Source organism: Rhodococcus sp. CX (genome assembly GCF_015865005.1).
GTDB lineage: Bacteria > Actinomycetota > Actinomycetes > Mycobacteriales > Mycobacteriaceae > Rhodococcus.
This window is the reverse complement of record NZ_JADZGH010000007.1, coordinates 1-13,516: the sequence shown is the minus strand read 5'-3', so window position 1 is coordinate 13,516 and position 13,516 is coordinate 1. Positions and strand designations below refer to the sequence as shown.

At 69.4% G+C, this 13,516-nt stretch carries 12 protein-coding genes and 1 pseudogene; 8 read left to right on the top strand and 5 right to left on the bottom strand.

Annotated elements, in window-relative coordinates:
• The first annotated feature begins 19 nt into the window (after window positions 1-19).
• The 3 genes and pseudogenes from I0Q12_RS00220 (at window position 20) to I0Q12_RS00210 (ending at window position 3,633) form a co-directional block, all read left to right on the top strand.
• Entirely contained in the window at window positions 20-1,372 is a 1,353-nt protein-coding gene (locus I0Q12_RS00220) for an LLM class flavin-dependent oxidoreductase (RefSeq protein WP_197250036.1), read from the top strand.
• On the top strand, window positions 1,369-2,640 hold the full coding sequence (locus I0Q12_RS00215; protein ID WP_197250035.1) for an MFS transporter: 1,272 nt from the start codon (window positions 1,369-1,371) through the stop codon (window positions 2,638-2,640). The genes I0Q12_RS00220 and I0Q12_RS00215 overlap by 4 nt, the downstream gene beginning before the upstream one ends.
• Before the next feature lie 7 nt (window positions 2,641-2,647).
• A pseudogene (locus tag I0Q12_RS00210) lies at window positions 2,648-3,633 on the top strand (LLM class F420-dependent oxidoreductase).
• A 22-nt stretch (window positions 3,634-3,655) separates the two neighbouring features.
• Here I0Q12_RS00210 and I0Q12_RS00205 read toward each other — a convergent pair.
• Together I0Q12_RS00205 and I0Q12_RS00200 are read right to left on the bottom strand one after the other, a co-directional pair.
• Window positions 3,656-4,219, bottom strand: a complete 564-nt coding sequence (locus I0Q12_RS00205; protein ID WP_197250034.1) for a GNAT family N-acetyltransferase — start codon at window positions 4,217-4,219, stop codon at window positions 3,656-3,658.
• A 1-nt stretch (window position 4,220) separates the two neighbouring features.
• Entirely contained in the window at window positions 4,221-4,889 is a 669-nt protein-coding gene (locus tag I0Q12_RS00200) for a DUF3239 domain-containing protein (RefSeq protein WP_197250033.1), read from the bottom strand.
• A 272-nt stretch (window positions 4,890-5,161) separates the two neighbouring features.
• Here I0Q12_RS00200 and I0Q12_RS00195 point away from each other — a divergent pair, with 272 nt between their 5' ends.
• From I0Q12_RS00195 to I0Q12_RS00185, 3 genes are read left to right on the top strand one after another with little or no spacing between them, the layout of a single operon-like run.
• Window positions 5,162-6,529, top strand: a complete 1,368-nt coding sequence (locus tag I0Q12_RS00195) for a CitMHS family transporter (protein WP_197250088.1) — start codon at window positions 5,162-5,164, stop codon at window positions 6,527-6,529.
• A 48-nt stretch (window positions 6,530-6,577) separates the two neighbouring features.
• The gene (locus I0Q12_RS00190; protein ID WP_197250032.1) at window positions 6,578-8,245 is read left to right on the top strand and encodes a sensor histidine kinase; all 1,668 of its coding nucleotides are present in this window, start codon (window positions 6,578-6,580) and stop codon (window positions 8,243-8,245) included.
• Entirely contained in the window at window positions 8,227-8,889 is a 663-nt protein-coding gene (locus I0Q12_RS00185) for a response regulator (RefSeq protein ID WP_197250031.1), read from the top strand. Before I0Q12_RS00190 ends, I0Q12_RS00185 begins: the two co-directional genes overlap by 19 nt.
• Window positions 8,890-8,901: 12 nt before the next feature.
• Here I0Q12_RS00185 and I0Q12_RS00180 read toward each other — a convergent pair whose 3' ends face one another.
• The 3 genes from I0Q12_RS00180 to I0Q12_RS00170 all read right to left on the bottom strand — a co-directional run bounded on the left by I0Q12_RS00180 (window position 8,902) and on the right by I0Q12_RS00170 (window position 11,071).
• Window positions 8,902-10,560 (bottom strand): DNA repair helicase XPB, encoded by a 1,659-nt coding sequence (locus I0Q12_RS00180; RefSeq protein WP_197250030.1) that lies wholly within the window; start codon window positions 10,558-10,560, stop codon window positions 8,902-8,904.
• Between the two features lie 126 nt (window positions 10,561-10,686).
• Window positions 10,687-10,872, bottom strand: a complete 186-nt coding sequence (locus I0Q12_RS00175) for a hypothetical protein (RefSeq protein ID WP_197250094.1) — start codon at window positions 10,870-10,872, stop codon at window positions 10,687-10,689.
• A 22-nt stretch (window positions 10,873-10,894) separates the two neighbouring features.
• Window positions 10,895-11,071, bottom strand: coding sequence for a hypothetical protein (locus I0Q12_RS00170; protein ID WP_197250093.1), 177 nt, complete (start codon window positions 11,069-11,071; stop codon window positions 10,895-10,897).
• A gap of 363 nt (window positions 11,072-11,434) precedes the next feature.
• On the opposite strand from I0Q12_RS00170, the gene I0Q12_RS00165 reads away from it, so the two are divergent.
• On the top strand, window positions 11,435-13,021 hold the full coding sequence (locus I0Q12_RS00165) for a GMC family oxidoreductase (protein ID WP_307845962.1): 1,587 nt from the start codon (window positions 11,435-11,437) through the stop codon (window positions 13,019-13,021).
• A complete protein-coding gene (locus I0Q12_RS00160) occupies window positions 13,018-13,500 on the top strand; it encodes a hypothetical protein (protein WP_307845961.1) in 483 nt (160 codons plus the stop codon). Before I0Q12_RS00165 ends, I0Q12_RS00160 begins: the two co-directional genes overlap by 4 nt.
• Window positions 13,501-13,516 lie beyond the last annotated feature (16 nt).

Here is a 13,516-nt window from a genome sequence, read left to right as displayed (position 1 = left end):
AGCACACAGGATCAGAAGAATGTCACAGTCACGCAAGCAGTTTCATCTCAACGCCTTCCTCATGGGTGTCGGCCACCACGAGGCGGCCTGGCGTCACCCCCGCACCGAAGCACACCGCGTCCTCGATGTGAAGCACTTCCAGGAACTCGCGCAGATCGCCGAACGCGGCAAGCTCGATTCGGTGTTCTTCGCCGACGGACTCGCGGTCGGCCCCCGCGTCGAGCACAACACGCAGGCGATCTTCGAACCGGTCACCCTGCTGTCCGCGATGGCCGTGGTGACCGAGCACGTCGGCCTCATCGCGACCGCGTCGACCGGCTACAACGAGCCGTTCAACCTGGCCCGCAAGTTCGCCTCGCTCGACCACATCAGCGGTGGCCGCGCCGGCTGGAACATCGTCACCTCCGGCGGCGCCGACGAGGCCCGCAACTTCGGCTACGACGACACCCCGGACCACGCCGGCCGCTACGACCGCGCGGCCGAGTTCGTCGACGTCGCGGTGTCGCTGTGGGACAGCTGGGAAGACGACGCGATCGAATTGGACGAGGAGTCCGGGCGGTTCGCCGATCCGGCCAAGGTGCACACCGTCGACCACGACGGCGCACGGTTCAAGGTGCGCGGCCCGCTGAACTCGCCGCGCAGCCCCCAGGGCCGCCCCGTGCTCGTCCAGGCCGGATCGTCCGAGAGCGGAAAGAATTTCGCGGCGCGCTACGCCGAGGCCGTGTTCACCGCGCAGCGCACCCTCGCCGAGGGACAGGCCTTCTACCGCGATCTGAAGGCCCGCGTCGTCAAGGCCGGACGCGACCCGCAGTCGCTGAAGGTGCTGCCGGGCATCGTGCCGTTCATCGGGGAGACCGAGGAGGAGGCCAAGGCGCTCGAGCAGGAGTTCACCGACCTGATCTCGCCGGCCTACTCGCTGCGGCAGCTCTCGAACATGCTCGGCGTCGATCTGACCGAGCACGCCCTCGACGCAGCACTGCCGCCGCTGCCCCCGATCGAGCAGATCCAGGGCAACAAGAGCCGCTACCAGCTCGTCAAGGACCTCGCCGAGAACGAGGGCCTGACGGTGCGTCAGCTCATCGGCAAGCTCGGCGGCGGTCGCGGGCACCGCACCTTCGCGGGCACCCCCGAGCAGATCGCCGACGAACTGCAGCTGTGGTTCGAGCAGGAAGCCGCCGACGGCTTCAACGTCATGCCGCCCTACCTGCCGGGCGGGCTCGAGGACTTCACCGCCGAGGTGGTGCCGATCCTGCAGGAGCGCGGTCTGTTCCGCACCGAGTACACCGCCACCACCCTGCGCGGGCACTACGGGCTGGACCGGCCGGTGAGCCGCTACGCCGCGGTCGCCGAGTCGGACGCCGCCACTGCATGAGACCGGCCTTCGACCTGAAACCTCTCGTCACCACGGTCTTTCTGCCCTCCGCGATCTTCGGGATCGGGCAGGGCGCCGGGGCCCCGGTGCTCGCGCTGCTCGCGCGGGAACTCGGGGCCCCGTTGCCGGTGGCCGGGCTGATCGTCGCGCTCGTGGCGTTCGGCGCGGTCCTCGGTGACCTGCCCGCCGGGAGCATCGTCGCGCGCCTGGGGGAGAGGCGCGCGATCATCGGCGGCAGCGTGCTCGGCGCCCTCGGCATCGGGGTCTCGATCGCCGCCTGGACTCCGGTGGTGCTCGCCGTCGGTGCCTTGCTGACCGGATTCGCGAACGCGGTGTGGGGGCTGGCGCGGCAGAGCTATCTCGCCGAGGCGGTGCCTATCGAAGCCCGGGCGCGGGCCATGGCGATGTTCGCCACGATGTGGCGGCTCGGCAATTTCCTCGGGCCGTTCATCGGCGCCGGTGCGATCCACCTCATGGGGGTGCGCGGTGGCCTCGTCGTCCAGGTGACCGGTGTCGTGCTCGCGGGCATCCTCATGGCACGGGCACCGGAGACCCCGCGTTCGTCGTCGTCGACCGGCCCGGTCGCTGCCGTGGGGCTGGGAACGATCCTGAGCCGGCACCGGGTGCTGCTGTGCACCCTCGGAACCGGATCGCTGCTCATGGGCGCGGCGCGCGCGTCCCGGGAAGCGGTACTTCCGCTGTGGGCCACCCACATCGGGCTCGACGCGGTGACCGTGTCGATCGTGTTCGGTATCGGCGGCGCCGTCGACCTGCTGTTCTCGTATCCGGCCGGGATCCTGATGGACCGGTACGGTCGCCGGGTCGTCGCGGTGCCGTCGCTGGTGATCATCGCTGTCGCGTTCCTGATGTTGCCGTTCGCCGACGACGTCGTCTCGCTCACCGTCGTCGCGGTGGTCCTCGGTATCGGGAACGGGCTCGGCAACGGCGTGATCATGACCCTCGGGGCGGACACCGCCCCACCGGATACCCGGGCCGAGTTCCTCGCCGCGTGGCGCCTCACGCACGACAGCGGCATGTTCGTCGGCCCGTTCCTGGTGGGGGCGGTCGCGGCCGTGTCGCTCGCGGCGGGTGCCGTCACGATCGGCGGTCTCGCGGTGGCCGGTGCGGCCTGCATGTTCCGCTACGTTCCGCGATACTCACCGTGGCCACGCCGGACGCTCCAGCCGGTACCGTCGGCCGCGACGACCGAACCGGCCCCGGACCCGGGGGCGGATCTCGTCGATACGGTCACCAACCGATCGAGATAGGACATCAATGCGATTCGGACTCTTCGTTCCCCAGGGCTGGCGGCTCGACCTTGTGGGCATCGATCCCGCCGACCAGTGGCGGGTGATGCGCGACCTCGCCGTCCGCGCCGACAACGGCCCGTGGGAATCGATCTGGGTGTACGACCACTTCCACACCGTGCCCGCCGCCACGGACGAGGCGACCCACGAGGCGTGGTCGCTCGTCTCCGCGTTCGCGGCCGTCACCGAGCGGGTACGCATCGGCCAGATGTGCACCGCGATGAGCTATCGCAATCCCGCCTACCTGGCGAAGGTCGCCGCGACCGCCGACATCGTCTCCGGCGGGCGCATCGAGATGGGTATCGGTGGCGGCTGGTACGAACACGAGTGGCGCGCCTACGGATACGGATTCCCTTCCGCCGGTGAGCGACTTGCCCGCCTCGACGAGGGGTGCAGATCTTCCGGCAGGCGTGGACCACGGGGTCGGCGACCCTGCAGGGCAAGCACTACCAGGTCGACGGTGCGATCGTCCGTCCGCTTCCGTTGCAGGAGGGCGGTATTCCGCTGTGGATCGCCGGCGGTGGCGAGAAGGTCACGCTGAAGATCGCCGCGAAGTACGCGCAGTACACCAACTTCGACGGCACCCCCGAGGGATTCGCGCACAAGTCGAACGTGCTGCGCGAGCACTGCGCGGCCGTCGGCACCGACTTCGACGCGATCGTTCGCTCCGCGAACTACAACGTCGCCATCGGCCGCACCGAAGCGGAGGTGCAGGACCGCCTCGAGAACCTCCGCGCCCGGCTCGAACCGCTGGTCGGAGCCGCCGCCGCCGACGCCTCCCTCAACGCGTTCCGCGGGATGCCCGCCGTCGGCACCCCGGAGCAGATCGTCGAGAACCTCACGGCCCTGAAGAAGCAGGGCCTCGGCTACGCGATCTTCTACTTCCCGGAAGCGGCCTACGACACGTCGGGGATCGAACTGCTCGAGAACGAGGTGCTGCCGCACCTGGCTTGACGGCATCCGCCTGCCGGCAGCGTCAGATCGGCCAGCCGTCCGCGGGTACACGTGGATCGTCGGACAGCAGACCGGCGATCCACGTGTCGCGCGGGACCCCGCGATGCAGGGTGCCGCGGCGCAGCGTCCCCTCGAACCGGAAGCCGACGTGCCGCGCGACCGCCGCCGAGGCCAGATTGCCGGCGAATGCCCGCCACTCGATCCGAGTGGTCGCGAGCCCGTCCGGGTCGAACGCGAAATCGCACGCCAGATTCACTGCGGCGGTGGCCAAACCGCGACCGCGAGCATCCGGCGCGATCCAGTAGCCGATCTCCGGGGCGGTGCGTTCGTGATGCAGGAACCCGACGACGCCGAGCAACGCACCGTCCGGAGAGGTGCGGATCGCCCAGTTCGGGGCGCTCGCGGCCCAGCCCCGCGGCACGATGTCGCCGACGAAACGCACCGCGTCGGCGCGGGTGTACGGATCGGGCACCGTCGTCCAGTCCGCGATCTCCCGGTCCTGGCACGCTGAGGTGATCGTGTCGACGTCGTGTGGGACGGGGACGGTCAGATGAACCCGTCCGTCCGACAGCGACGTCACCTGCATGTCAGCGCAATTCGCCGGGGAGATCGTCGCGATCGAGCACCAGCCGGTGGTCCTCGGTCAAGCTGACCTTCTCGGACAGATCGACCTTGCTCTTCAGCAGCTTCCATTCGGCGTCGTCGATCGCGTCGGTCGCCTCGCGCAGCACCTTTGCGTCCCGGGTTCCCCACGCGATCGGCATCGGGCTGACCATCTGCCACGACCCGGTCGTGTTGCGGGTCGTGCGATCGGACAGCACCGCCACACACGGCACCTGTTCGCCGACGCGCTTCTGATGCCCCGGGACCGCCTGCACGTTGCGGGTGACCAGCGCGAATCGGCGGTCGGCGGTGCCGGGCTTGGCGATGTCGACCAGCGCCAGCAACGTCAGACCACGCGGCCGGATCTCGGAGACCACGGCGGGCACCAGCGGGCTCTCGTGGTACAGGTCCTGCACCGATCCGACCTTCCGCGGCGCCCACAACGCCACCCACGCCGACGTGACGGCCGCGACGACCAGCACCGCACCGACGATGTAGGCCCAGGGCTTGCCGAGCGTGAACAGCCACGCCGCTCCGGCCGCGCACAACAGCGCGACGACGATGCCGGAGATCCGCAGGCTGCGCACTTCCGCGAGGGTCTGGTTCACGGACTTGGCGTGGGGAAGGTCGACGGGGAATTCGAATCGGCGCACGTCGTCCAGCATATGGGAACCGTTCCGGCGGTCCGATCGCGATGGGCTCGAGCAGAATGCGCAGAACGGCGCTATCGCGCTCAACGGTGACTCCGCACGGGGCGCGGTCACACACTCTGATGTAGCAGAGATCACACCGCTTCGGCGGCAGCAGAGATCACACCCCGGACGGCTTTCGGTGCCGGATTCCCACACCGACCCCAGGTCGCGGCAGCGGCCGTGGCCGACGTGTGCCCGGTCCGGCCCGACCCAGTCAGAAAGTGGGCACCGCAATGCTCGTCATCCTCGGCTTCCTGATGGTCGCCACGTTCATGTATCTGATCATGTCGAAACGTGCCACCCCGGTCGTCGGCCTGATCCTGGTCCCCGTCGCGTTCGGACTGATCGCCGGGGCCGGCACCGGCATCGGCGACATGATCGTCGACGGCGTCGAAAGTCTCGCCCCCACTGCGGCACTGTTGTTCTTCGCGATCATCTTCTTCGGGATCATGATCGACGTCGGCCTGTTCGACCCGCTGGTGCGGCTCATCCTGCGGCTCGTGCGCGACGACCCGGCCCGGCTCGTGGTGGGTACCGCGGTGCTGGCGATGGTGGTGTCCCTCGACGGTGACGGGTCCACGACGTTCATCATCACCACGTCCGCGCTGTTGCCGCTCTACCTGAAACTGAAGGTCAGCCCGGTCGTCCTCACCGTCGTCGCGGGTCTGGCGAACGCCACGATGAACATCATCCCGTGGGGTGGGCCGACGGTGCGTGCGGCCAGCGCGCTCGGGCTGTCGCCGTCCGAGGTGTTCGTCCCGATGATCCCGTCGCTCGTCGTCGGACTCCTGATCGTCCTCGGCTTCGCCGTGCACCTGGGCATCCTCGAACGTCGCCGCATCGGGCGGCTCGTGTGGAAGCCCGAGATGATGCCGCTCGGCGCCGGTCCCTCGGGAGTGGGTACGACGACCGGTGACTCGGACACGACCGACGCGGAGGTCGGGCAGTTCGCCGCGGGTCTCGACCCCGACCGCCCGACCCTGCGCCCGCGACTGCTGCCCTTCAACGCGCTCCTCACGGTGGCGCTGCTCGTCATCCTCGTCCTCGACATCCTGCCGATCCCCGTGCTGTTCATGATCGCCGCGGGACTCGCACTGGCCGTGAACTTCCCGCGGGTCGTCGACCAGTCCGCGGCGATCGCACGGCACTCGTCGAGCATCGTGTCGGTCGTCGCGATGGTGTTCGCCGCGGCGGTCCTGACCGGCGTGTTCCAGGGCACCGGGATGGTCGAGTCCATGGCACTGTGGCTGACCGGGGTGGTCCCCGATTCGCTCGGCCCGTTCCTCGCGGTCATCACGGGCGTACTCAGCATCCCGTTCACGTTCTTCATGACCAACGACGCCTTCTACTTCGGGGTGCTGCCCGTCCTGGCGGAGACGGCGGCGCAGTACGGCATCGAACCGGTCGAGATGGCACGTGCGTCGATCACCGGACAGCCGGTGCACATGCAGAGCCCGCTGGTCCCGGCGATCCTGCTGCTGGTGACCCTCGCCGGGGTGCCACTGGCCGACCACCACCGCAAGGTGCTGTGGCGCGCCGGGGTGGTGTCGATCGCGATGCTGGTGGTCGGCGTGCTCCTCGGGCAGATTCCGCTCGGCTGAGATCCGCCCGGGCCACACTGGGCAGGTGGGACGAACAGGGACGACGCGGTGAAACTTCGCACCCAGGTACTGCTGTTCCAGTCCGCGGTGGTGGCGGTGGCGCTCGGCATCGGATTCACGGTGTTCGCCACCACTACCGAGGACCGCGTCACCGACGAACACGGTCAGCGGGCGCTCGCGATCGCCCGGGCCGTGTCCGCGGACGTGACCGTCCGCGACGAGGTCGCACGCTACGCGGCCGCCGACGACGGGGTGGTCTCGCCGGACAACCCCGCACTCGAGTCCGGTGCGGTGCAGGAGGCCGCCGAGGCCGTCCGCACCGCCACCGGGGCGTTGTTCGTCGTGGTCACCGACGATCAGGGGCTCCGGCTCGCCCATCCCGATCCGGAACAGCTCGGGCGCAGGGTGAGCACGGATCCGGCCGAGGCCCTCGCCGGACGCGAGGTCGTGACCAGCGAGCGGGGCACGCTCGGTGATTCGGTGCGGGCCAAGGTTCCGGTGACGGACCCGTCCTCGGGCAGGGTCGTGGGGGAGGTGAGCGTGGGCATCTCCACCGACAGGGTGCGCGCCGATCTGCGCAGCGACCTCGCCGACGCCGTCCTGATCGCACTCGCAGCGCTCGTGTGCGGTGCCGTCGGGTCGCTGCTGCTCGCCAACCGCTGGAAGCGGCTCACCTTGGGGCTCGAACCCGAGCAGCTCACCGAACTGGTCCGGGAGCAGGAGGTCGTGCTGCACGGGATCTCCGAGGGGGTCGTCGGTACCGACGCCCGCGGCATCGTTACCGTCGTCAACGCCGAGGCGCGTCGCCTGCTCGATCTCGACGACGGGATCGGCCGCAGCGTCGACACGCTCGGGATGACCCCGCGCCTGCTCGACGTGCTGCGCAGCGCGGACGGCACGCCGGTCGCCGCCACCACGGGCGATCGGGTCGTCGTCGCCGTCTCGCGACGGGTCGTGCGCGACGGCCGCGACCTCGGCACGGTGATGTCGGTGCGCGACCGCACCGACATCGAGACGCTCACGCGCGAACTCGGCGCCGTCAAGTCGATGAGCACCGCGCTGCGGGCCCAGCGGCACGAATTCGCCAACCGGCTGCACCTGATCGACGGCCTGCTCCGTCAGGGGCGGGCGGAGCAGGCCGTCGAGTACATCGAGCAGGTCCTCGGCTCGGGTCCGCTCGGTGAGCTCGAGGGCGCCGACGCGCTCGCCGACCCGTATCTGCACGCCTTCCTCGCCGCGAAAGCGGCGCACGCGCGTGAGCAGGGCGTGACCCTCGTGCTCGGTGAGAACACGTGGGTGCACGCCATCGTGAAGGTGCCCGTCGACGTCACCACCGTGCTCGGCAACCTGCTCGACAACGCGATCGAGGCGGCCCGCGTGAGCGGGCGCAGTCCCGCCGAAGTCGAGGTCGAGCTGGTGGAGGACGGCGCCGACCTGCACGTGAGTGTCGCGGACACGGGTGACGGCGTCGACGCCGAGCTGCCCGACGTCTTCGCCGAGGGCGCGACGACCCGCGTCGACTCGTCCGTGCCGGGCGGCCGGGGGATGGGGCTGGCGCTGGCACGACGCGTGGCGCGGATGCACGGCGGCGACGTCGTGCTCGCGGACCGCGGCGGTCGGCGCACCCCGGACAATCCGACCGGGGGCGCGGTGTTCCTGGCGACGCTGACCGGGGTGCTCGACGAGGGAGATGCGGGATGGGCGGAACGGATCTGAGGGTGCTCGTCGTCGACGACGACTTCCGGGTCGCCGATCTCCACGCGTCGGTCGTCTCGGGTGTGCCGGGGTTCGAGGTCGCGGCGGTCGCGGGGAGCGTCGCGGCGGCCCGGGACGCGGTCCGGGCCGGTCCCGTCGACCTCGCGCTCGTGGACGTGTACCTGCCGGACGGGTCCGGGGTCGACCTGATCCGGAGTCTCGAGTGCGACAGTTTCGTGCTCGGTGCCGCCGGTGAGGGTGCCACGGTGCGTGCGGCGCTCGCCGCGGGTGCGCTGGTGTATCTGGTCAAGCCGTTCGCGAGCACCGAACTGGCCCGGCGTCTGGCGGCCTACGCGCAGTACCGCCGGGTCGTCGCGGGGGAGGAGCTCACCCAGGCCGAGATCGACACGGCGCTGGCGGCGTTGCGGCCGGTGTTGCCGGCCGCCCGCGAAGCGCCCCCACGTTCGGTCACCAAAGACCTTGTGCTGCAAGCACTTCGGGAATCGGGAGAGCCGTTGTCCGCCGGGGAGGTCGCGGTGACCATCGGGGTGTCACGCGCGACCGCCCAGCGTTATCTCGCGGCCCTCGTTGCCAAGGGTCACCTGCGGATGCAGTTGCGGTACGGCACCACCGGCCGTCCCGAGCAGGAATACCGTCCTGTGTGACCGGGATTCGCGTCAGCCGATCTGGGGCCCGAGCAGGTCGTCGGCGTCGGTGATGCGGTACGCGTAGCCCTGTTCGGCGAGGAACCGCTGCCGGTGGGCGGCGTACTCGGCGTCGAGGGTGTCGCGGGAGACCACCGAGTAGAAGTGCGCCTGGCCGCCGTCCTGCTTGGGCCGCAGCAGCCGGCCGAGGCGCTGCGCCTCCTCCTGGCGGGACCCGAACGTGCCGGACACCTGCACCGCCACCGACGCCTCCGGCAGATCGATGGAGAAGTTGGCGACCTTCGAAACCACCAGAACCTTCAGCTCCCCGTTGCGGAACCGGTCGAACAGCGCCTCGCGTTCCTTCGTGCGCGTCGAGCCCTTGATAACCGGGGCATCGAGCGCTTCCCCGAGCTCGTCGAGCTGATCGATGTAGGCGCCGATGATCAGCGTGGGGGCGTCGCCGTGCTTCGCGAGGATCGACTCGACCACCGGAATCTTGGTGCGCGCGGTCGAGCACAGCTTGTACCGTTCCTCCGGCTCGGCGACCGCGTACGCCATCCGTTCGGCGTCGGTGAGCGTGACCCGCACCTCGATGCAGTCGGCCGGGGCTATCCAGCCCTGCGCCTCGATGTCCTTCCACGGCGCGTCGTACCGCTTCGGGCCGATCAGCGAGAACACGTCGCCTTCCCGGCCGTCCTCACGGACGAGGGTCGCGGTGAGACCGAGCCGGCGCCGCGACTGCAGATCGGCGGTCATGCGGAACACCGGTGCCGGCAGCAGGTGCACCTCGTCGTAGATCATCAGACCCCAGTCGCGGGAGTCGAACAGCTCGAGGTTGCGGTACTCGCCCTTCGATTTGCGGGTGATCACCTGGTAGGTCGCGATGGTGACCGGCCGGATCTCCTTCTTCTCGCCCGAGTACTCGCCGATCTCGTCCTCGGTCAGCGAGGTGCGGGCGATCAGCTCGCGCTTCCACTGGCGGCCGGCGACAGTGTTGGTCACCAGGATCAGCGTGGTCGCGCCGGCCTTCGCCATCGCGGCGGCACCGACCATCGTCTTGCCCGCGCCGCACGGCAGCACCACCACGCCCGAGCCGCCCGCCCAGAAGGACTCGGCGGCCATCTCCTGGTAGTCGCGCAGGTGCCAGGGGTCGGACTCGAAGTCGAGGGTGATCGGGTGCGCCTCGCCGTCGACGTAGCCGGCGAGGTCCTCCGCCGGCCAGCCGATCTTCAGCAGCATCTGCTTGAGCCGGCCGCGCTCGCTCGGATGCACCACCACCGTGTCGTCGTCGATGCGTGCGCCGAGCATCGGGGCGATCTTCTTGTTGCGCAGCACCTCCTCGAGCACCGCGCGGTCCAGGCTCACCAGCGTCAGCCCGTGGGCGGGGTTCTTCGTCAGCTGCAGGCGCCCGTAGCGTGCCATCGTGTCGACGACGTCGACCAGCAGCGGCTGCGGCACCGCGAACCGCGAATACGTGACGAGTGCGTCGACGACCTGCTCGGCGTCGTGCCCGGCAGCGCGGGCGTTCCACAGCGCCAGCGGCGTCACCCGGTAGGTGTGGACGTGTTCGGGGGCGCGTTCGAGTTCGGCGAAGGGCGCGATCGCCTGACGTGCTGCGTCGGCAAGCTCGTGATCGACCTCGAGGAGCAAGGTCTTGTCGGACTGGACGATCAACGGTCCGTCGGGCACGGACGCCTCCTAGCGCGGGAACAGCGGAACTCTCCCATTCTCCAGACACCGGAGGCGGCGCGCTACCCGCGCGCCGCCTCCGGCTCGGTCCCCCTGCGATCCCCCTGCAATCCCCCTACGGTCTCGTCAGTTCGTGAGCGAGCGGCGCATCTCCATCACGCACACCAGCGCTTCGGAAATTCCGGACCGATAGCCCGCATCTTTTTCCGACACCGGGGGCCGGGAATCCAATTCGTTTTCGAGTCTGTCCTGAATTTTGTCCAGGGCCGACAGTGCTCTTTTCACGTGTGTTTCCTGTTTTTCGTCGTTCACCGATTCGATGGATTTTTCCGGATCACACCGTCACGGTGCATTCGGCGGCCTGCTGGTCGAGGACGAACAGGCGGGCGCGAGCCAGGGCGGCCCGGCGGCTGTGGAGGAACGCGGACTGCGGGCCGCCGGCCGTCTGATCGGACATGGTTGTGAACTGCTCGTACAGGCTGTCGAGGAGTTCCTGAGCTGAGATGGTCACGGCGTCTCCCGGCGGTTCAGTTCGACTTGCGCCTCGTCACGAATTCGCCCTCGTTCGCCTGCTTGCGACGCTTTTCCGCGCGACGCTCCTTGATGGACAGCGCCGGTTTCTTGAGTTCCTTACCCTTGTCGGCCATTTTTCTCCTCTCGAAAAAGGGGTTGAACAACCCGACAGGACCCGACCATAGCCCATTTGCAGAAAAAAGCCAGTCGCCGTGAAATTCGAGTGCGATGAAAATCGGCTTCGGAGGGCGGTGTTCCGGGAATCGCGGACGTCGACGCCCTGTTCGGACGGGGTGGCCCGTTCGATCCGCTCACCGGGCGTTTGTCCGGTTCGTCACGTCCCGGGATCTATGCTGTGCCCGTGGAAGCCGAGGACAATCCGGAATTCGCTGCCGATGTGATCGTGGTCGGCAGCGGATTCGGCGGTTCGGTCACCGCTCTGCGGCTGGCGGAGCAGGGACGTCGTGTGCTGGTGATCGAGCAGGGCAGGCGGCATTCGCGGGCGGACTTCGCGGCCGCGCGCCGTGACCCGCGCCGATACCTGTGGCTGCCCGAACTCGGGCTGCGCGGGTTCTTCTGGCAGCGGGTGTTCGCGCACGTCGGCATCATCGGAGGCGCCGGCGTCGGCGGCGGCAGCATCGTCTGGGCCGGTGTGCTCCTCGAACCGGAGCAGGCGTTCTTCAACGATCCGTCCTGGCCGACTTCCGAAAAGGGCTGGCGCGCAGAGCTGTCCGATCACTACGCGACCGCCGCTCGGATGCTGGGGCGCACCCGTGCGCCGTTCAGCGGCCCGATGGACGAGCATCTGCGGGTCGTCGCGGGAAAGCTCGGTGCCGAGGACACCTACGGGCCCACCCCGATGGCCATCTGGTTCGGCGAGGAAGGCGTCACGGTGCCCGATCCGTTCTTCGGCGGCGACGGGCCCGACCGCACCGGCTGCCGGCTGTGCGGTGGGTGCCTGATCGGATGCCCGTACGGCAGCAAGAACACCCTGGACCTGAACTATCTGTGGCTCGCCGAGCGGCGCGGCGTCGAAATCCGTCCCGAGCAGCAGGTCACGTCGGTGACCGCGCTCGACGAGGGGTACGAGGTGCACCTGGCGAGCGGTGAACGACTGCGCGCACCCGAGGTGGTGCTCGCCGCCGGAGTGCTCGGCACCGTGGAACTGCTGTTCCGCTCCCGCGAGAACGGTGGCCTCCCGAACGTCTCCGCGCGGCTCGGTGAGCGTGTGCGCACCAACTCGGAGGCGATCACCGCGGTCCTCGCCGACGACGTCGATGCCGATCTCACTCGCGGACCGACCATTTCGAGCGAGTTCTACCCCGACGAACGCACTCACGTGACGCAGAACCGATACGTCGGCGGCTGGCACATGCGGTTCCAGGTCGGGCCGCTCGTCGACGGCGCCGATCCACGCCGCCGCCGACGGGACGCCGCAGCGATCCTGCTGCGCCATCCCCTGCGGCAGCTGCGAACCATGTTCGCGCGCAACTTCATCGAACGACTCAGTGTGTTCACGGTGATGCAGGACGTGGAGAGCGAGATCCGGCTCGACTACGCTCGGTCGCCGATCCGGCCGTGGCGGAAGGTGCTTCGCTCCCGCGGTGTCGAGGGCCGGCAGGCACCGAGTTACCTGCCGCAGGCCAATGCCGTTGCGCGCGCATTCGCCGACTCGATCGGCGGTCGTCCCCTGAACCTCCTGCTCGAAAGCATCGGCGGCAAATCCATCACCGCGCACATCCTCGGCGGCGCGGCGATCGGCGCCGACGCGTCGCAGGGGGTCGTCGACACCGATCACGAGGTGTTCGGGCATCCGGGCCTGTACGTAGTGGACGGCTCGGCGATCCCCGCGAACGTCGGGGTGAACCCGAGCCTGACGATCGCCGCGATGGCCGAACGGTTCGCCGAGCGGTACGCGGTCCGCAAGAAGATCGAGGAGACGGCGTGAACACAGGGGAGACCGACGCAATCCGGAGTCTGCCCGGGTCGATTCGCGGACTGCGCGAACGGTTCCGGTCGCTGCCGTCGGACGTGACGATGGCGCCGGGAACCTACCGCGCCGTCTTCGTCGGACCGGCCCTGCTGCGCTTCGTGGCACCGCGCGCGATCGCTCTCGGCGGCATGCCGCGCTGGTACGGCAAGCGCGTCGCCGCCGACGGCACCGCGGCCAATCTGCTCGTCACCGACGACGGGACGCTCCGTGAGGACCTGCCCATCCGGGTTGCGACCGAGCCGTCCTGGCTCGACGGCCGGCCCGCGGTGGTGGTCTCCTACGGCTCCGACGGCCCGATTCCGTGGCGGTGGGTGCGCGACGAATTCCGTGCCCTCGACGAGCGGACGATGCTCGGGCTGACGTTCGCCGTGGCACCGTGGTCCCGGGTGGCGGCGTCGCCGTTCGTGCTCGTCCGGGACGACTCCCGGTCCTGAGTCCACGATCCCTGCC

Coding starts and splice junctions, on each gene's coding strand:
- I0Q12_RS00220 (WP_197250036.1), top strand. CDS start 20: ATGTCACAGTCACGCAAGCAGTTTCATCTCAACGCCTTCCTCATGGGT.
- I0Q12_RS00215 (WP_197250035.1), top strand. CDS start 1,369: ATGAGACCGGCCTTCGACCTGAAACCTCTCGTCACCACGGTCTTTCTG.
- I0Q12_RS00205 (WP_197250034.1), bottom strand. CDS start 4,219: ATGCAGGTGACGTCGCTGTCGGACGGACGGGTTCATCTGACCGTCCCC.
- I0Q12_RS00195 (WP_197250088.1), top strand. CDS start 5,162: ATGCTCGTCATCCTCGGCTTCCTGATGGTCGCCACGTTCATGTATCTG.
- I0Q12_RS00185 (WP_197250031.1), top strand. CDS start 8,227: ATGGGCGGAACGGATCTGAGGGTGCTCGTCGTCGACGACGACTTCCGG.